Here is an 18,480-nt window from a genome sequence, read left to right as displayed (position 1 = left end):
ATGGAGACCGCGCCCCTGACGCCCTATCTCGAGGACGGGGTCGGATCCGACACGGCGCTGCGGATGTTCTGCTTCCATCACGCGGGCGGCGAATCGTCGATGTACCGGGCGTGGCATCGCGCCCTCGGCCCACACGTCACCGTCGTGCCCGTGCACCTGCCGGGACGAGGCCGGCGGGCGGAACACGAGCGGTTCGTCGACCTCGACCTGCTCCTGGACGATCTCGAACACCATCTCGCCGAACACCTCTCTGCCCCACACGTGTTCTTCGGGCACAGCATGGGCGCACTCGTCGCGTACCGGCTGGCGCGCCGCCGCGATGCGGGCGGCCACCGACTGCCCGAGGCGCTGCTGCTCTCGGCGTACGCGGCCCCGCACCTCCCTGCGCCGCTACCGCCGATCGACCACCTGGACGACGCCCTGCTCGCGCGGTTCCTCACCGCCATCGGCGGGCTGCCCGCCGAGATCCTCGGCTGGCCGGCCTGGCTGGACGCGGCGCTGCCGGTGATCCGGGACGACGTCCGGATGTGCGCGGACCACCGTGATCCCGGCGAGGCGCCGCTCGCCTGCCCGATGCACCTGTTCGGGGCCGATGCGGATCCACTGGTCGGCGAGCTCGACCTCCGTGCCTGGAGCCGACACACCACCCACCCGACCGACCCGCAGATCCTCGAGGGCGATCACTTCTACCTCGACGGGTCACCCGACGAGCTGTTCCGCCTGCTGAGGCCGCTGCTCCGCGGCTACGCGCGCGCCGCCTCCACCGACAGCAAGGAGTGATTGGATCACGGTCACGAACCACGCGCCGAAAAACGAGTGGCAGGCAGCGCGACGGACCAGTAAGTTCGGTTACCACCCCAAATCTCTTCGTCGACCGCCGGCGTGACCCCAGTTCCCAACATCCGAAAGGTCCACCGTGACCGAGTCCACTCGTCTCGAGAACGACGGGGTCGCCGTCGCAGGCGACCGAATCGAACGGCGCCACCTCCAGGTGATCGGTGTCCTGTTGGTAGCCACCTTCGTGGTGATCCTCAACGAGACGGTGATGACCATCGCCATCCCGGTCCTGCAGGTCGAATTGGGCGTACCTCCGAGCGTGGGGCAGTGGCTCACGACCGCGTTCATGCTCACGATGGCGGTGATCATCCCGCTCACCGGCTATCTGATCCAGCGCATCCCCACCCGCACCCTGTTCACGCTCGCCATGTCGCTGTTCACGGCGGGAACTCTCATCGCTTTCGCAGCACCCGGCTTCGGTGTGCTGCTGATCGCCCGCATCGTGCAGGCATCGGGTACCGCCATCATGCTGCCTCTGCTGATGACGACGATCATGACGCTGGTACCGCCCGCTCGCCGGGGGGCGATGATGGGCAACATCTCCATCGTGATCGCGGTGGCGCCCGCCCTCGGCCCCACCGTGTCGGGTTTCATCCTCGACCACTTCGGGTGGCGCTGGATCTTCGGATTCGTGGCCCCGTTCGCGTTGGTGACGCTGGTCGTCGGCGCACGATTCCTCGTGTCGGTGTCCGAGACATCGAAGGCACGCATCGACCTCTTGTCGGTCCCACTCGCGGTACTCGGATTCGGTGGACTCGTGTACGGCCTGGTGAGCATCGGCGAATCGGCGCAAGGATCCTCGACGACCCCGGTGTGGTTGCCGTTCCTCATCGGTGCGGCCGCGATGTTCGGCTTCATCGCCCGACAGTCCAGGCTGCAACGCGAAGATCGCGCCCTGCTGGACCTGCGCGTGTTCGGATCCCGCCAGTTCACCATCTCCGTTGTCGCGATGCTGGTCGGCATGGGAACGATGATGGGCACCTTCATCATCGTCCCGTACTTCGCGCAGTCGGTGATTCACCTCGACCCGTTCGAAACGGGTCTCATCACACTCCCCGGCGGCCTGCTCATGGGTCTCGCCGGACCGATCGTGGGCCGCATCTACGACCGGCGGGGTCCACTCGTGCTGGTCATCCCCGGATCGATCCTCGTCAGCATCGGTGTGTGGATGCTGACGGCGGTGAGCACGTCGACCTCGCTGTGGTGGCTGCTGTTGTCGAACATGGCGCTGTGCCTTGGTCTGTCGGCGACGTTCACACCGCTGATGACATCGGGATTGGGATCGGTGGCCCCGCACCTCTACGCGCACGGTTCGGCGGTTGTCGGCACGTTCCAGCAGGTTGCCGGTGCCGCAGGTACGGCATTGTTCGTCACAGTGATGACGGTGGTTTCCTCGCGATCCGTTGACCCTGCCGATTCACCCGAGGCCATCGTCGAGGGTGTGCGGGCGGTCTTTCTCGTCGCCGGGATCCTGTCGTTCGTGCTGATCGCGGTATGCCTCTTCGTTCGCAAGCCGGCGGACTCGGTGGAACCGGCAGGTGACTCGGTAGACCCCACAGCCGCCGCACCTGTGGACGTACCCGCTCAGCGCCCCTGAAGGGGTAACCCTTCAGGGGCGCGAACGGCGGATCATGTCACCCGCGGCCGTGCCGCAGCGACACGATGGTGGCGAGGATCTTGTCGGTCTTGGCCGTGCGGGTGAAGCTGGTCAAGGCCATCAGCGCGGGCATCCGCCTGCGGGCGACGGCCTTCGAGTAGGTGAACTCCTTGAGCCCGTCAGGGCCGTGGATGCGACCGAAGCCGGATTGGCCGACCCCGCCGAACGGCAGCGAGGGGATCGCCGCGAACGCGATCACCGAGTTCACCGCCGTCATTCCCGACCGGATCCGGCGGGCGAGCTCGGTGCCGCGGCGCTTGCTGAACACCGCCGACCCCAGGCCGTAGCGCGAGGCGTTGGTGAGCTCGATCGCCTCGTCCATGTCGCGAACCCTCGCGACCGTCAGCGTCGGGCCGAAGGTCTCCTCGGTGACCGCGATCGAGTCCTCGGGGACATCGACGAGGATGGTCGGCTGGACCAGGCTGTCTCCCACCGAGTCCGGGCCACCGACCACCGCGCGGCCGCCCCGCTCGATGGCGTCGAGCACGTGGCTGCGCACCACCGCGGACTGGGTCGGCATGGTCATCGGGCCGATCTTCGCCTCGGGATCGGTGCCCGCACGCACGCCATCGGCGAGCGCGACGAGCTTGGCCAGGAACGGCTCGTACACCCGCTCGTGCACGTACACCCGCTCGGTGCCGACGCAGGTCTGTCCCGCGTTCGACATCCCGCTCCACAGCGCCGCGTCGGCGGCGGCATCGAGATCCGCGTCGGCGTCCACCAGCAGCGCGTCCTTGCCGCCCGCCTCGATGACCACCGGCGTGAGGGTGTCCGCGCAGGCGGCCATCACCTTCTTACCGGTGGCGGTCGATCCGGTGAAGGCGAGCTTGTCGACCCCGGAGCGGCACAGCGCCTCCCCTGTCGGCCCGAGACCGGTGACCAGCTGCAGCACCGGCTGATCCGGAACCACCTGTGCGAAGGTGTCGACGAGCCAGGCCCCGACGCCGGGGGTGAACTCGCTTGGCTTGAAGACCACCGCGTTGCCCGCGGCGAGTGCATAGGCGATCGAGCCCATCGGCGTGAACGCGGGATAGTTCCACGGCCCGATCACGCCGACCACACCGAGCGGGAGGTACTCCACGCTCGCGGAGTGGTCGATCATCTCAAGGCCCGAGGGAACACGCTTGCGCCCCAGCACCTTCGGTGCGTTCTTGGCCGCCCAGGCGAGATGGCCGATCGCCATCACGGCCTCCAGCTGGGCATCGGAATGCGGCTTACCGGTCTCGGCGTGCATCACCTCGGCCAGCTGGGCGATCCGGCGGGTGAGCACTCCGGCCCACGCGTCCAGGTGGGTCCTGCGCTCCGCGAAGCTCAGCCCGGACCACCACTTCGCCGCGGCCCGCGCGCGCTCGACCGTCGCGGCGACCGCCTCCGCATCCTGCACGGGATAGGTGCCGACGACCTCACCCGTCCCGGGATCCAGCGAGTCGAAGGTGGCGCCCGCATCGGTCGTGGGGTCGGTCTCGAGCGTGGTCATGTGATGTCCTCGAATCTGGTTGTGGGAGAGATGGTCATCGCGGTCCCGGTTTATCGATCGCCGTCTTGCCGAGGATCAGGTCCGCGGCCTTCTCGGCGATCATGATCGTGGGGCGTTGGTGTTCCCGCGGGGCACGGTCGGCATCACGGAGGCATCGACCACCCGTAGTCCCTCGACCCCGCGGACGCGCAGCTGCGAATCCACCACGGAGTCCTCGCCGTCGCCCATCGCACAGGTGCCCACGGGGTGATAGAGGGTCTGACACCAGGCCCGGATGTGATCGGCGAGATCGCTGTCGCTGTCCATCCGGATCGGCAGACTCGGCCCGTCGAGAAACGCCGCGATGGCGGACTCACCGGCGATGTCGACGGCGCGCCTGCAGCCGGCAAGCATCGCATCCATGTCGACCTGCTCCTCGAAGTACGCGGGGTCCATCTCGGGCCGCCACAGCGGGTCCGCCGACCGTAGCCGCAGCCGGCCGCGGCTGGCGACGTCGACCAGGGTGACCCCGGCCGTGAACCTCTTACCCACCGGTTCCCGGAGGCCGTTGTCGTAGAACCCCGAGGCCGCCACCAGGATCTGCAGGTCCGGCGCCGGGAGGCCGTCGCGGCTGGCGAAAAAGGCACCGCCCTCGCCGACGTTGGACGCCAGCGGTCCGCGCCCGGTGGCCTGCCACTGCGCGAGCCGCAGCGGGGTGGAGAAGTCGGCCAGGTCGGTGGTGTTCCTGGTGTTCCACAGCATCGGGGTGACCGGGTGGTCCCGCAGGTTCTCGCCGACCCCAGCCAGGTCCACCGCCACGTCGATGCCCAGCTCACGCAGGTGCCGGGCGGGTCCGATGCCGGAGAGCATCAGCAGCTGTGGGCTGTTGACGGCCCCGCCGCTCAGGATCACCTCGACGGACGCATGGGCGGTGCCCTCGACACCGCCGCGCAGATAGCGGACGCCGACGGCGCGGTCCCCGCGCAGCAGCACCCGCGTCGTGTGGGCGCCGGTACGCACGGTGAGGTTCGGTCGCCCGAGCGCCGGCCTGAGGTAGCCGTCGGCGGTGGACCAGCGCCTGCCCTTGTGGCAGGTGACCTGGTACCGGCCCGCCCCCTCCTGTTCGGCGCCGTTGAAGTCCTCGGTCGGCTTGATCCCCGCCGACACGGCGGCGGCGACCCAGGCATCGGTCAGCTCGTGCGTATAGCGGCGGTCCTCCACCCGCTGTGGGCCGTCGGTGCCGTGATACGGGCCCGTCAGGCGCGAATTGTGTTCCGCGCGAACAAAGTAGGGCAGCACATCCTGGTATCCCCAGCCCTGCGCACCGTGCTGGTCTCGCCAGCCGTCATAGTCGGCGCGGTTGCCCCGGATGTAGATCATCGCGTTCATCGACGAGCAGCCGCCCAGCGCCTTCATCCGCGGCCAGTACGCGCGGCGCTCGTCCAGGTGCTTCTGCGGGGTGGTCTCGTAGTTCCAGTCCCACTTGGTCTTGAACAGGGTCGGGAAGGCCGCCGGGATCTTGATCTCGTCGGCGTCGTCCTCGCCACCCGCCTCGAGCAGCAGCACGGAGACGCTCGGGTCCTCCGTCAGGCGGGCCGCCAGCACGCATCCGGCGCTGCCCGCCCCGACGATGACGTAGTTGAACACGTCTTGTTCCAACCCAGCCTGTTTCAACCCAGCCTGCTCCGACGCGGTTTCTCCAGCCACGGATGCTCCTCGACCTCGGTCGTGCCGCCGCGATGTGACGGGCGTCTCATCGCACCACCCAGTCTAGGAACACCTCGGCCCCGCCACAGCCGTTCACTCGACGGCAAGCATGACCTCGGTGGACTTCACGAGAACGGTCGTCGGCACCCCCGGCGCGAGACCCAGCTCCTCGACGGCCTCCTTGGTGATGGAGGCGGTCACGATCTGCTCACCCCCATCGAGGCGCACCTTCACGGTCGCCATCACGGCGCCGACGGTGACCTCGGTGACGACCCCGGTCAGCTGGTTGCGGGTGGACAGACGCATGGACAGCCTCCGGGTCGATGGGATGACGGACGCCACGCTACCGAAGGCGGCACGGGCCCGGGCACACACGAAACCGCATTGGCGGAGAGAACTAGTTCATGTATCGGCAACAGCGGAGTCCATTCCGCGAAATACCCGAGGATCAAGATTTGTGTGCGACCCGCGGCGGTCGCCTGACGGGTGCCTGGCACCGACTGTGACCGGAAGGAGGGGCGGTGGCGGAGCAGCAGGCTGACGCCGTGGTCAAGACGGTGTGCGCGTACTGCGGAGTCGGGTGCGGCATGACGTTCGACGTCCGCCGCGACGCCACGACCGGACTGCGCCTCGTCGCCAAGGCCGCAGGAGACAAGGCGCATCCGACCAACTCCGGGCGCCTGTGCACCAAGGGCGCCACCACGGCCGACATGCTCGCCGCCGGGGGCGCATGGACACCGCCCAGGTACGCCCATCACGGGGCGAACCTCCGCAGCCCCGCGACGTCGACGACGCGATCAGCGAGGCGGCGGCGCGCCTACGGTCGATCGTCGACGAGCACGGCCCCGACGCGATGGCGCTGTACGTCTCCGGCCAGATGTCGCTCGAGGCACAGTATTTGGCCAACAAGCTCACCAAGGGCTTCATCGGAACCAACCAGATCGAATCGAACTCCCGGCTGTGCATGGCGAGCGCGGGCAGCGGCTACAAGCTGTCGCTGGGCGCGGACGGCCCGCCCGGCTCCTATCAGGATTTCGATCACGCGGACGTCTTCTTCGTGATCGGGGCCAACATGGCCGACTGCCACCCGATCCTGTTCCTCCGGCTGATGGACCGGGTGAAGGCCGGCGCGAAACTCATCGTCGTCGACCCGCGGCGCACCACCACGGCCGAGAAGTCCGATCTGTTCATGCAGATCAAGCCGGGAACCGACCTCGCCCTGCTCAACGGCCTGCTGCACCTGCTCATCGCGAACGGACACACCGACCAGGAGTTCATCGACGAGTTCACCGAGGGCTGGGAGGTGATGCCGAGCTTCCTCGACGACTACTCGCCGCGGCGGGTCAGCGAGATCACCGGCATCCCCGAGGACCGGATCCGCCAGGCCGCCGAATGGATCGGATCCGCGCGGAACTGGATGAGCTGCTGGACGATGGGGCTGAACCAGAGCAGCCACGGCACCTGGAACACCAACGCGCTCTGCAACCTGCACCTGGCCACCGGCGCGATCTGCGAGCCCGGCAGCGGACCGTTCTCACTGACCGGCCAGCCCAACGCCATGGGCGGGCGCGAGATGGGATACATGGGGCCCGGCCTGCCCGGGCAACGCTCGGCGATCTCCGACGCCGACCGGGAGTTCGTCGAGGACCGCTGGCGCATCCCGAGGGGATCACTGCGCACGGAGGCCGGCGGCGGCACCATCGAGATGTTCGGGCGGATGGCGGCGGGCGAGATCAAGGCGTGCTGGATCATCTGCACGAATCCCGTTGCCACGGTGGCCAACCGCAAGACCGTCATCGAGGGCCTCGAGGCCGCCGAACTGGTGATCACGCAGGACGCCTTCCTCGAAACCGAGACCAACGACTACGCCGACATCACGCTGCCCGCGGCGCTGTGGGCCGAGTCCGACGGCGTGATGGTCAACTCCGAGCGCAACCTGACGCTGTTCCGGCAGGCCCTCGACCCCGTCGGGCAGTCCATGCCGGACTGGCAGATCATCGCCAGGGTGGCCTGCGAGATGGGTTACGCAGAGGCGTTCGGCTACGGCTCGGCCGAGGAGGTCTTCGAGGAGATCAAGGGGTTCTGGAACCCCAAGACCGGCTACGACCTGCGGGGCGTCAGCTACGACCGGCTCCGCGAGACCCCGGTCCAGTGGCCTGCTCCACCGGGCCGCGACGAGGACCGCAACCCCATCCGCTACCTCAACGACGGAGTCAGCCAGACGCTGTTGGTGCGCGAGGACGGGACGACGCCGCGGCTGGCCTTCCCGACCGCGACCGGCCGGGCGGTGTTCTTCGCCCGCCCGCACATCGAGCCGTCGGAGATGCCCGACGACGACTACCCGATCCTGCTGAACACCGGCAGGCTCCCGCACCAGTGGCACACGATGACCAAGACCGGCAAGGTCGCCAAGCTGAACAAGCTCAACCCCGGGCCGTTCGTCGAGATCCACCCCGAGGACGCGGACCGGCTCGGGATCGCGCAGGACGACCGGGTCGAGGTCGCCTCCCGGCGCGGCCGCGCCGTGCTGCCCGCCGTGGTGACCGACCGGGTCCGGCCGGGGAACTGCTTCGCCCCCTTCCACTGGAACGACGCGTTCGGCGAATACCTCAGCATCAACGCGGTCACCAACGACGCGATCGACCCCATCTCCCAGCAGCCCGAGTTCAAGGCGTGCGCCGTGACCCTCACCCGAGTGTCCGCGAGCGCCGACGACGAAACGCCGCTCGCGGTCGCCGGGGATCCGAGCCCCGAGCCCGCGGCACCCCGCACGGAGGAAACAACCTTGCCCCAGGTCGACACGCTCGCCCGCATCCTCGGGCTGGACGCGGAGCCCGCAGCCGCGTTCGGCGCCCTCGAACGGCGGTATCTCGCAGGCATGCTCACGGCCCTGGGGTCCGACGGGGCACGCAGCGCCCCCGGCGTGCCGACCCTGCCCGCCAGTGCGCCGTTCGAGCCGGAGAACCGGGCGTGGATCGACGGGCTGCTGGCCGGGATGTTCTCGCGCAGTTCGGTTTCCGGCGGCCTGGGCACCGAGCTTCCCCGGTCCGAGCCGCGACCCGCACTGATGCCGCAAGAGGCCGCCGTCCCCGAGCCCGAGCGTCCGCCGGTTGTGATCCTCTGGGCCTCCCAGACCGGAACGGCGGAGGAGTTCGCCGCCGCCTGCGCCGCGCAGGTGACCGCGGCGGGCCATCCGGCCTCGCTGCACGGCATGGACGAGTACGACCACAGCGCCCTCCATGAGGTCCGCGAGCTGCTGCTGATCACCAGCACGGCAGGCGACGGGGATCCGCCGGACAACGGCAGCGGACTGTGGGCCATGCTCACGGCCGAGGGCGCCGCACCGCTGGCGCAGACTCGCTTCTCGGTGCTCGCCTTCGGGGACCCGAGCTACGACGACTTCTGCGGGCACGGGCGCAAGCTCGATGCCAGGATGGCCGAGCTGGGCGCGACCCGGATCGCCCCGCGGGTGGACTGCGACCCCGACTATGAGGATTCGGCCGCGGCCTGGCTCGACACCGTCCTGTCCGCCTTGTCCGTCGAGACCGTCCGCGAGCGAAACCTGGTCACCGTCGGTGCGCCGGCACCCGCACCGGCTCCGGCACCGGCACCGGCAGTGCAACCCGAGATCGCCCCCTTCGGGAAGAAGAACCCGCTGCTGACGACGCTGGTCAAGAACATCTCGCTCAGCGGTGCCGGATCGTCGAAGGATGTGCGGCAGTTCGCCTTTGACACCTCCGATCCCGACTTCGCCTACGATGCGGGCGACGCTCTCGGGGTGTGGCCGCGCAACAGCGAGCAGCTGGTCGACGAGTGGCTGGCGGTCACCGGTTCGACCGGCGAGTCCGTGGTGGACGTTCCCCGATACGGATCGATGTCGTTGCGGACGGCGCTGACCGAACGTCTGGAGATTGCCCGGATCACCCCGGATCTGCTCCGCTTCGTGTCCGAGCGAACCGGTGACGAGAATCTGGGCGCCCTGCTCCAGCCCGAGAACAAGGCCGATCTCGAGCGCTGGATCTGGCGGCGCCAATCGGTCGACGTGCTCGCAGAGCTGCCCACCCGCGCCGACCCGAACGAGTGGCTGGGCGCACTCAAACCTCTTCAGCCACGGCTCTATTCGATCTCGTCGAGCGCCAAGCACAACCCCGACGAGGTCCAGCTGACCGTCTCCGCGGTGCGTTTCGACGTCGCGGGCGCCGCCCGCACGGGGGTGTGCTCGACGTTCCTCGCCGATCACGCGCGGGGCAGGCAGATCGGCATCTACGTGCAGAAGTCGAGCCACTTCCGACCGCCGAGCGGTTCCGATACACCGATGATCATGGTTGGACCCGGTACCGGCATCGCCCCGTTCCGTGGGTTCCTGCACGATCGCCGCGCGCTCGGGCACTCCGGACCGAACTGGCTCTTCTTCGGTGAGCAGCACGCCGCGACCGACTTCTACTACCGCGACGAGATCGAGTCGATGCACCGGGACGGCCACCTCACCGAGCTCGATCTGGCGTTCTCGCGCGATCAGGAGCACAAGGTCTATGTCCAGGACCGGATGCGCGAGCGCGGCGCGCAGCTGTGGGACTGGCTCCGCAGCGGTGCCCACTTCTACGTGTGCGGTGATGCGAGCCGGATGGCCAAGGATGTGGACCAGGCCCTCGTCGAGATCGCGGGGGAGCACGGGCGCCTCGACCCCGATGAGGCGAAGGCCTACGTGCGATCCCTGTCCGCCGACAAGAGGTACGTGCGCGATGTCTACTGACCCATCGACAATTCTGGGGTTCACAGAACCGCAGTTGCGGGGAATCACGTATCGAATCAGCGCAAATTCTGTTCTAGAGTTCACTACATGACGCGAACGCGGAACAATGCCTGCTCTGCCATTCTCCTGGTGGGCGTCGCGCTCGTCGGCTCCGCCTGCGCGTCCGACGACGGCGTGGTCGTCGTGTCCGCGGCGGGGCCGGTTTCCTCCGCCGGCGTCGCCCAGGAAGCAGCTGCCGAGCAGCCCGCCGGGGTCAGGGTCGTCGGCGCCGTCAAGGAACCGGTCACGGTGACCGCCGAGCGGCTGCGGTCCTTCCCCGCCCAGACCCAGGCGGTGGAGTTCGACAGCAGCAAGGGCAGGCAGTCACACGTCTACGAAGGCGCCGCCCTCGTAGACGTCCTCAGCGGCCTCGACGTCGTCACCGACGGCAGCGCGAAGAACCCGGCCCTGCGGCTGGCCGTGCTGGCCACGGGATCCGACGGATACCGCGCCGCCGTCTCGTGGGGCGAGTTCGCCCCGGAGTTCGCCGCAACGCCGATACTCCTGGCCTACACGGAGGACGGTCGGCCGCTGGAGCAGCCACGACTGGTGGTCCCCGGTGACGGAAAGGGTGGTCGCTACGTCGGCGGACTGACCGAGCTACGGGTGGTCGACCTCGGCGTGAACTGACCACCGCAACGCTCTAGAACACCGACGGCACCGAAAGCCGTTCCAACGGAAGGATTCACGTGTCGTCGATACGGATCAAGGACGCGGCCGCACTGCTCGGGGTCAGCGATGACACCGTCCGTCGCTGGATCGACGGCGGCAGCCTCGCCGCCACCAAGGACGAGTCGGGCCGCAAGGTCATCGACGGCAAGGCCCTCGCCGATTTCGCGCGCGAGCACGCGACGCCCCCGCCGGACCCGCTCGGGGTGGGCAGCTCCGCCCGCAACCGCCTGGTCGGCCTGGTCACCAAGGTGACCGCCGACAAGGTGATGGCCGAGGTGCAGATGCAGTGCGGCCCCTTCACGGTGGTCTCGCTGATGAGCAGTGAATCCGCGGCCGAACTCGGGCTCGAGCCCGGGAAGGTTGCCGTGGCGGTGGTCAAGGCGACCACCGTGATCGTCGAAACCCCAGGAGGAATGTCGTGACCCGCACTTCCCGCGCGATGCGCATCGGCCCGACGGCCGCGGCGCTCGCCGCGTTGACCGCCGCCGCACTCGTCGCCGGCTGCTCCAGCTCGGACTCCGAGCCGGCCGGCCAGGCCACCACGTCCGCGGCTGCCTCCCCGGTCAGCGGCGACATCACCGTCTTCGCGGCGGCCTCGCTGAAGAAGACGTTCACCGAGCTCGGCGAGAAGTTCGAGGCCGAGCACCCCGGCACCAACGTCGAGTTCAGCTTCGCAGGCTCTTCCGACCTGGTCGCCCAGCTCACGCAGGGCGCGCCCGCGGACGTGTTCGCCTCCGCCGACACCAAGAACATGACCAAGGCCGTCGACGCCGGGCTCACCGCCACCGCCCCGGTGAACTTCGCCACCAATACGCTCACGATCGTGACCCCGCCCGGCAACCCGAAGCGCATCGCCACCTTCGCCGACCTCGCGAACCCCGGCAACCAGGTGGTCGTGTGCGCGCCGCAGGTGCCGTGCGGGGCGGCGAGCCAGAAGGTCGAGGAGGCCACCGGCACCGACATCACGCCGGTCAGCGAGGAGTCATCCGTCACCGACGTGCTCGGGAAGGTCACCTCCGGCCAGGCGGATGCCGGGCTGGTCTACGTCACCGACGCCGCTGGCGCCGGTGCCGCCGTCACCACGGTCCCGTTCCCCGAGTCCGCGGGCGCCGTGAACACCTACCCGATCGCGGCGCTCAAGAGCTCCGAGAACAGCCCCGTCGCAGCAGAGTTCGTCGAACTCGTCACCGGGCCCACCGGCCGTCAGGTGCTCGCCGGGGCGGGATTCGCCGCACCGTGACTCCCATCGGGGTGCTCCGCACCGTGACCCGCTCCCGGGGACCCGGGGGCGAGGTCGCGGTGGGACTGCCCCGATGGGTGTACCTCCCGGCCCTGCTGGGCGCCTGCTTCGTGATCCTGCCGCTGGTGGCGATGCTGCTGGAGATCGACTGGGCACACTTCGTGCCGCTCGTCACCTCCGAATCATCCAGGGCCGCACTGCTGCTGAGCCTGAAGACGGCAACCGCGAGCACGGTCCTGTGCGTGCTCATCGGGGTCCCGATGGCGCTCGTCCTGGCCCGCAGCAGCTTTCCCGGCCAGTCGGTGCTGCGATCGTTGGTCTTGCTGCCGCTCGTGCTGCCGCCCGTCGTCGGCGGCATCGCGCTGCTCTACACCTTCGGCCGCCAGGGCCTGCTCGGGCACCAGCTCGAGGCCTTCGGGATCCGGATCGCGTTCACCACCACTGCGGTGGTCCTCGCGCAGACCTTCGTCGCGCTGCCGTTCCTCGTCGTCAGCCTCGAGGGCGCGCTGCGCACGGCAGGCAAGCGCTACGAGACGGTGGCCGCCACCCTCGGCGCCCGGCCGACCACCGTGCTGCGCCGGGTCACCCTCCCGCTCGTGCTGCCCGGTTTGATCTCCGGCGCCGTGCTGGCCTTCGCACGCTCGCTGGGCGAGTTCGGCGCCACCCTCACCTTCGCGGGCTCGCTGCAGGGCGTCACCCGGACCCTGCCCCTGGAGATCTACCTGCAGCGCGAGACCGATCCGGAGGCCGCGGTGGCGCTGTCGCTGCTGCTCGTCCTGGTCGCCGCGCTGATCGTGATCGGCACCAGCAGGCGCCGGTCCGGCGGTGTGCTGTGAACCGAGCCACCGAGACCGTGCCACGGGCCGCGAGCCGCGACGGGCTCCGGGTCCATGCCCGACTCGACCATCGCGACGTCGACCTCGACCTCGACCTCGAACCGGGGCAGGTGCTGGCCGTCCTCGGCCCGAACGGGGCAGGCAAGTCGACGCTGCTCTCGCTGATCGCCGGGCTGGTCCGACCCGACCGGGGCCGCGTCGAGCTCGAGGGGCGGGTGCTCACCGACACGACGTCGGGGGCGTTCGTACCCGCCCACGCGCGCGGCGTGGCGATGCTGTCGCAGCAGGCGTTGCTGTTCCCGCACCTGAGCGTCGCCGAGAACGTCGCGTTCGCCCCGCGCAGCAGGGGCGAAACCCGTTCCGCGGCACGCGGGATCGCCGACCGCTGGCTCCGCGAGGTGGAGGCCGAACCGCTCGCGGACAGGCGGCCGTCGCAGCTGTCCGGCGGCCAGGCCCAGCGCGTCGCGATCGCCCGCGCCCTCGCCGCCGACCCGCGACTGCTGCTGCTGGACGAACCCATGGCGGCTCTCGATGTCGGCTCGGCGCCTGCGGTGCGCCGACTGCTGCGCCGGATCCTGCGGGAGGAGCGGCGCACCGCCGTGCTCGTCACCCACGACCTGCTCGACGCCCTCGCACTCGCCGACCGCGTGATCGTCCTCGAGTCCGGGCGGATCGTCGAACGGGGGAGCGTGCGCGAGGTGCTGACCTCGCCGCGCAGCGCCTTCGCCGCCCGGATGGCGGGGGTCAACCTGGTGTCCGGGACGATCGAGGAGCCGGGACTCCTCCGGACCTCCTGGGGCACAACGCTGTCCGGGATCGGAGAGGCGACGGTGGGATCCGACGCCGTCGCCCTGTTCCGGCCGGGCGCGGTCGCCGTGCACCTCGAGCCGCCGCACGCCAGCCCGCGCAACGTGATCGCGGTGACCATCGCGGAACTGGACGTACACGGGGCCACCGTCCGGGTCAGGGGAGCGGACCACCCGGACGGCAGCATCGGACCCGCGGCGGACGTCACGGCGGCCGCGGTCGCCGACCTCGACCTCGCCCCGGGACAGCACGTCTACTTCGTCGTCAAGACACAGGAGATGGAGCTGCATCCGGCGCTGGCCCCGGCCGCGCCCGCGCGCCCGACGGACATTTGATCGGTCGCGGATGTCGGTGGGTCTGCTTATCGTGAGCCCATGAGCATCCCAGCCATGATCAGCGTCTCGGGGCTCGCGCGCACGTTCACGACCAAGACAGGACCCGTCGAGGCCGTCAAGGGCATCGACTTCCAGGTGTACGAGGGCGAGATCCTCGGACTGCTCGGTCCCAACGGTGCGGGCAAGACGACCACGCTGCGCATGATCAGCACCCTCATCAACCCGACCGCGGGCGAGGCCACGGTCTCCGGGGCGGACCTGCGCCGGGATCCACGCGGGGTCCGTTCCCGGATCGGATACGTCGCGCAGGGCGGGTCCACCAACGAGGAGGAGCTGGTCCTCGACGAACTGATCCTGCAGGCCAGGCTGTTCGGACTGAGCAAGGCGGCCGCCGTCGCGAACGCCGAGGCGCTGCTCGGCGCCCTCGACCTGGACGGCCTCGGAGGCCGAAAGTGCAAGCAGCTCTCGGGCGGTCAACGCAGACGGGTGGACATCGCGCTCGGACTCGTGCACCAGCCGAACCTCATCTACCTCGACGAGCCGACCACCGGCCTTGACCCGCAGAGCCGCGCCAACCTGTGGGACCACATCCGCTCGCTGCGCGACCGCGGCACCACCATCGTGCTCACCACGCACTATCTCGACGAGGCCGACGCGCTGTGCGACCGCATCCTGGTGATGGACCACGGCGAGATCGTCGCGGAGGGAACCCCTGACGAGCTCAAGCGGCGCATCTCGGGCGACGTGATCAGCCTCGAGATCGCGCCCGAGCTGGCGGCACGCGCCATCGCGGTCGCCGACGACGCCCTCGACCTGCGCTCGCAGCTGACCGAGGGCCACCACGTGCACCTGACCGTCGAGCACGGCGACGCGGCCGTCATCCCGCTGCTGCACGCGCTGCAGGGCGCCGGCATCGTGCCGGGCTCGCTCACCGTCAAACGGCCCAGCCTCGACGACGTGTTCCTGACCGTGACAGGACGATCCCTTCGGGACGGAGACCGAGCATGAGCTTCCTCAACGAGACCGGCCTGATCTTCTGGGCGCATCTGCGCGCGAACCTGCGCAACCCGCTGTGGGTCCTGATCGGGCTGACCCAGCCGATCCTCTACCTGGTGCTGTTCGGCCCGCTGCTCGAGGGCGTCGCAGGCTCGATGGGCGCGGGCACCGACCCCTGGCTGGTGTTCACGCCCGGTCTGATCATGCAGATCGGACTGTTCGGCTCGATGTTCGCGGGCTTCGCGATGGTCTACGAGCTGCGCGCCGGAATCATCGAGCGCCAGCGGGTCACCCCGGCCAGCCGCGGGGCACTGCTGCTCGGCCGGGTGCTCAAGGACATGGTGGTGCTCATGGTCCAGGCCAGCATCCTGACCCTGGTCGCGGTGCTGCTCTTCGACCTGCGGCCCAACCCGCTCGGCTTCGTGCTGACGCTGATCCTGGTCGCCATCATCGCGGCCGGGATGTCCTCCGCCTCGTACGCGCTCGCGTTGGCGACACGGTCCGAGGACTCGCTGGCCTCCGTGCTGAACATGGTTTCGGTTCCGCTGCTGCTGCTCTCGGGAATCCTGCTGCCGATGACCCTCGGCCCCGGGTGGCTGCAGACGCTGGCGCGGCTCAACCCGCTCTCGCACACCGTCGATGCCGCCCGTGCCCTGTTCCGCGGCGACTTCGGGTCCTCCGACGTCTACATCGGGACCCTCGTCACCGTCAGCCTCGCGCTGGTGCTGGGCCTGATCGGGGCCCGCACCTTCGCCAAGGAGAACGCGTAGGGCGCCCCGACGGTTCGGCTAGCCTCGACCCCATGCGTCCGACTGCACTGATCACGGGGGCGAGCCGCGGGCTCGGCGCCGCCATCGCCCGCGAGCTCGCGCCCACCCACGACCTGCTGCTCGGCGCGCGCCGCCCCGAGTCCCTGCAGCCGATACTCGCGGAGCTGCCCGGTGCCGTCGGCTGGCCGGCGGATCTCACCGACCACGGCGCGGTCGCCGCCGCGGTCGCGGGAATCGAGCGCCTCGACGTCCTGGTGCACAACGCGGGGGTGGCCGAGCTCGGTCCGGTCGCCGAGACCTCCGTCGAGGCGTGGCGCCGGACGTTCGAGACGAACGTGGTGGCCGTCGCGGAGCTGACCCGGCTGCTGCTGCCCGCACTGCGCGCCGCGAACGGGCATGTGGTGCTGATCAATTCGGGCGCCGGGCTCCGCGTCAACGCAGGCTGGGGCGCCTACGCGGCCAGCAAGTTCGCGCTACGCGCGTTCGGCGATGCGCTGCGGCTGGAGGAGCCCGCCCTGCGGGTGACCTCGATCCACCCGGGCCGGATCGACACCGACATGCAGCGCGACATCATCACGACCGAGGGCGGCGAGTACGACCCGGACCAATTCCTCAAGGCCGGCACGGTCGCGGGCGCGGTTAGGAGTGCGATCGAGACCCCGCGCGACGCACACCCGACCGAGGTCATCCTTCGTCCGATCGTCCGGTAGTCCGTACTACCGGACGCCACGGCGGCTCCGGTGTCGCTTCACCGGTGGCAGCTCGGATCAATTTCGCGCGTTGTGTCGACGACACATCCGTGTCGGACCCCCTCGCTAGAATTAGCACATGCGTTCGAGCGCGTGCGGTGGGGGATCCGATCAGGTCGCAGAGCACCTGGCGGGACTGGCCGCTGCTGTCGACGGACTGGATGCGGATGATCTCACCGGACTACCGGACTCCGACGTCCTGGGTGCGCTACGCGGGATGGAGGCCACTCTGCGCGCCGCCGCCGCGATCGGGCACCGCCTGATCGTCGAGTCGGTCGAGCGTGGACTCCCAGGAAAGAACGGCTGCGCGTCGGTCAACAAGCTCCTGATCGACGTGCTGCGGATCTCCGCGGGGGACGCGAGCAGGAGAGTGACCGCCGCGAGGAAGCTCGGCACCTGGCACACCCTGTCCGGCGAGGAGCTACCGGCGACCCTCCCGGCGGCCGCCGCCGCACAACGCGACGGTGACATCGGCGCCGAGCATGCCGCGGCAGTGCGCGAGGTGGTCCACAAGATTCCCAGCGCCACCCCCACTCCTGAGGTCGAGACCGCCGAGCGGGTACTGGCGGAGTTGGCCCGGCACGGTACGCCCGAGGACGTGGCGAGAGCAGGCCAACGACTACTGGCGTACCTGAACCCGGACGGCAAGCTCACCGACGACAAGGATCGTGCCCGCCGCCGCGGGCTCCGCCTCGGGCGCCAGGACTCCGACCTCATGACGCCCGTGTCCGGGTGGCTGGATCCGGAAACCAGGGCACTGCTGGATCCGGTGCTGGCCAAACTCGCCCGACCGGGGATGAACAATCCCGACGATCCCCAATCACCCCGTGGAGACGCAGAATCCGCGAACATCGATCGGAACGAGCTCGGTCGGGCGGCCGCCCGAGATACCCGCACCGCCGCACAACGGAATCACGACGCCCTCAAGCAGGTCCTGCGCGGGCTACTGGGGTCCGGGGCGCTGGGCACCCACCGCGGGCTGCCGGTCACGACGATCATCACGATGCGCCTCGATCAGTTGGACCACGCCGCCGGCGTGGTCACCACGGCCTCCGGCGGCGCGGTCCCGATCAAGGACGCACTCAAGATGGCCGAACGCTCCCACCCTGTGCTGGCGCTGTTCGATCACAACGGCCGACCGCTCCACCTGGGGCGCGTCAAACGGCTCGCCTCCGCCGACCAACGCCTCGCGTTGATCGCCGCCGAGGGCGGTTGCACCCGGCCTGGCTGCGACGCCCCCGCCACCACGACCGCGGTCCATCACGTCCACGACTGGCGCAAGGGCGGCAACACCGACATCGACGAGCTGACGTTGGGCTGCGACGCCTGCCACGCCCTCATCCACGACGGGCCCGGCGGCTGGCAGACCGGCATCGCCCCCGACGGCACAGCCTTCGCCGGCCAGGCCCAATGGACCCCACCCCCGCACATCGACCCGCGGCAGCGGCCGCGGGTCAACTACCGCCACCATCCCGGGGAACTCCTCGACCGCGCCGGTCGAACAGCGATGGAACACAACGAAACCCACGCCCGCAGCCGCGGCCAAATGGGTGGAAGACCTCATGGTGGCAGCAGGGCAGGCGACGATGAGCCGTAACTGCGCGAGGGACAGGGGCGACCGCCGCA

The 18,480-nt window shown here is 69.6% G+C and carries 14 protein-coding genes and 1 pseudogene; 12 read left to right on the top strand and 3 right to left on the bottom strand.

Annotated features, from left to right (window positions below):
• Both BTZ20_RS00405 and BTZ20_RS00400 read left to right on the top strand, forming a co-directional pair.
• Entirely contained in the window at nt 1-780 is a 780-nt protein-coding gene (locus tag BTZ20_RS00405) for a thioesterase II family protein (RefSeq protein WP_077039983.1), read from the top strand.
• Nucleotides 781-916: 136 nt separating this feature from the next.
• Nucleotides 917-2,434 carry an MDR family MFS transporter gene (locus tag BTZ20_RS00400; protein WP_077039982.1) on the top strand — a complete coding sequence of 506 codons (1,518 nt, stop codon included), beginning with the start codon at nt 917-919 and terminating at the stop codon, nt 2,432-2,434.
• Between the two features lie 37 nt (nt 2,435-2,471).
• Here BTZ20_RS00400 and BTZ20_RS00395 read toward each other — a convergent pair whose 3' ends face one another.
• From BTZ20_RS00395 to BTZ20_RS00385, 3 genes are all read right to left on the bottom strand, one after another.
• Nucleotides 2,472-3,971, bottom strand: coding sequence for an aldehyde dehydrogenase family protein (locus tag BTZ20_RS00395; RefSeq protein WP_077039981.1), 1,500 nt, complete (start codon nt 3,969-3,971; stop codon nt 2,472-2,474).
• 99 nt (nt 3,972-4,070) lie between these two features.
• Nucleotides 4,071-5,597, bottom strand: coding sequence for a GMC family oxidoreductase (locus BTZ20_RS00390; protein WP_223263547.1), 1,527 nt, complete (start codon nt 5,595-5,597; stop codon nt 4,071-4,073).
• Between the two features lie 153 nt (nt 5,598-5,750).
• Complete coding sequence (locus tag BTZ20_RS00385; protein ID WP_027502128.1) at nt 5,751-5,963, bottom strand: molybdopterin-binding protein; 213 nt, start codon at nt 5,961-5,963, stop codon at nt 5,751-5,753.
• Nucleotides 5,964-6,178: 215 nt separating this feature from the next.
• On the opposite strand from BTZ20_RS00385, the pseudogene BTZ20_RS00380 reads away from it, so the two are divergent.
• The 10 genes and pseudogenes from BTZ20_RS00380 to BTZ20_RS00335 all read left to right on the top strand — a co-directional run bounded on the left by BTZ20_RS00380 (nt 6,179) and on the right by BTZ20_RS00335 (nt 18,451).
• Nucleotides 6,179-10,410: pseudogene (locus BTZ20_RS00380) on the top strand (molybdopterin-dependent oxidoreductase).
• 87 nt (nt 10,411-10,497) lie between these two features.
• Nucleotides 10,498-11,079, top strand: a complete 582-nt coding sequence (locus BTZ20_RS00375) for a hypothetical protein (protein ID WP_083742439.1) — start codon at nt 10,498-10,500, stop codon at nt 11,077-11,079.
• Nucleotides 11,080-11,138: 59 nt separating this feature from the next.
• The gene (locus BTZ20_RS00370) at nt 11,139-11,543 is read left to right on the top strand and encodes a molybdopterin-binding protein (RefSeq protein ID WP_077039980.1); all 405 of its coding nucleotides are present in this window, start codon (nt 11,139-11,141) and stop codon (nt 11,541-11,543) included.
• A gap of 17 nt (nt 11,544-11,560) precedes the next feature.
• Nucleotides 11,561-12,361: a molybdate ABC transporter substrate-binding protein gene (gene modA / locus BTZ20_RS00365; RefSeq protein ID WP_077043356.1), complete on the top strand. Its 801-nt coding sequence runs from the start codon at nt 11,561-11,563 to the stop codon at nt 12,359-12,361.
• A gap of 23 nt (nt 12,362-12,384) precedes the next feature.
• Nucleotides 12,385-13,197, top strand: a complete 813-nt coding sequence (locus BTZ20_RS00360; RefSeq protein ID WP_083742862.1) for an ABC transporter permease — start codon at nt 12,385-12,387, stop codon at nt 13,195-13,197.
• Entirely contained in the window at nt 13,194-14,339 is a 1,146-nt protein-coding gene (locus tag BTZ20_RS00355) for a sulfate/molybdate ABC transporter ATP-binding protein (protein ID WP_223263546.1), read from the top strand. Before BTZ20_RS00360 ends, BTZ20_RS00355 begins: the two co-directional genes overlap by 4 nt.
• A gap of 39 nt (nt 14,340-14,378) precedes the next feature.
• On the top strand, nt 14,379-15,347 hold the full coding sequence (locus BTZ20_RS00350; protein WP_223263545.1) for an ATP-binding cassette domain-containing protein: 969 nt from the start codon (nt 14,379-14,381) through the stop codon (nt 15,345-15,347).
• Nucleotides 15,344-16,105 carry an ABC transporter permease gene (locus BTZ20_RS00345; protein WP_077039979.1) on the top strand — a complete coding sequence of 254 codons (762 nt, stop codon included), beginning with the start codon at nt 15,344-15,346 and terminating at the stop codon, nt 16,103-16,105. Before BTZ20_RS00350 ends, BTZ20_RS00345 begins: the two co-directional genes overlap by 4 nt.
• Nucleotides 16,106-16,137: 32 nt before the next feature.
• On the top strand, nt 16,138-16,815 hold the full coding sequence (locus BTZ20_RS00340) for an SDR family oxidoreductase (protein ID WP_077039978.1): 678 nt from the start codon (nt 16,138-16,140) through the stop codon (nt 16,813-16,815).
• 118 nt (nt 16,816-16,933) lie between these two features.
• Entirely contained in the window at nt 16,934-18,451 is a 1,518-nt protein-coding gene (locus tag BTZ20_RS00335; protein ID WP_077039977.1) for an HNH endonuclease signature motif containing protein, read from the top strand.
• Nucleotides 18,452-18,480: the final 29 nt, after the last annotated feature.

Origin of the sequence: Rhodococcus sp. MTM3W5.2 (genome assembly GCF_001984015.1) — a bacterium.
Classification (GTDB): Bacteria; Actinomycetota; Actinomycetes; order Mycobacteriales; family Mycobacteriaceae; genus Rhodococcus_G; species Rhodococcus_G oryzae.
This window is presented reverse-complemented; position numbering and strand designations above follow the sequence as displayed.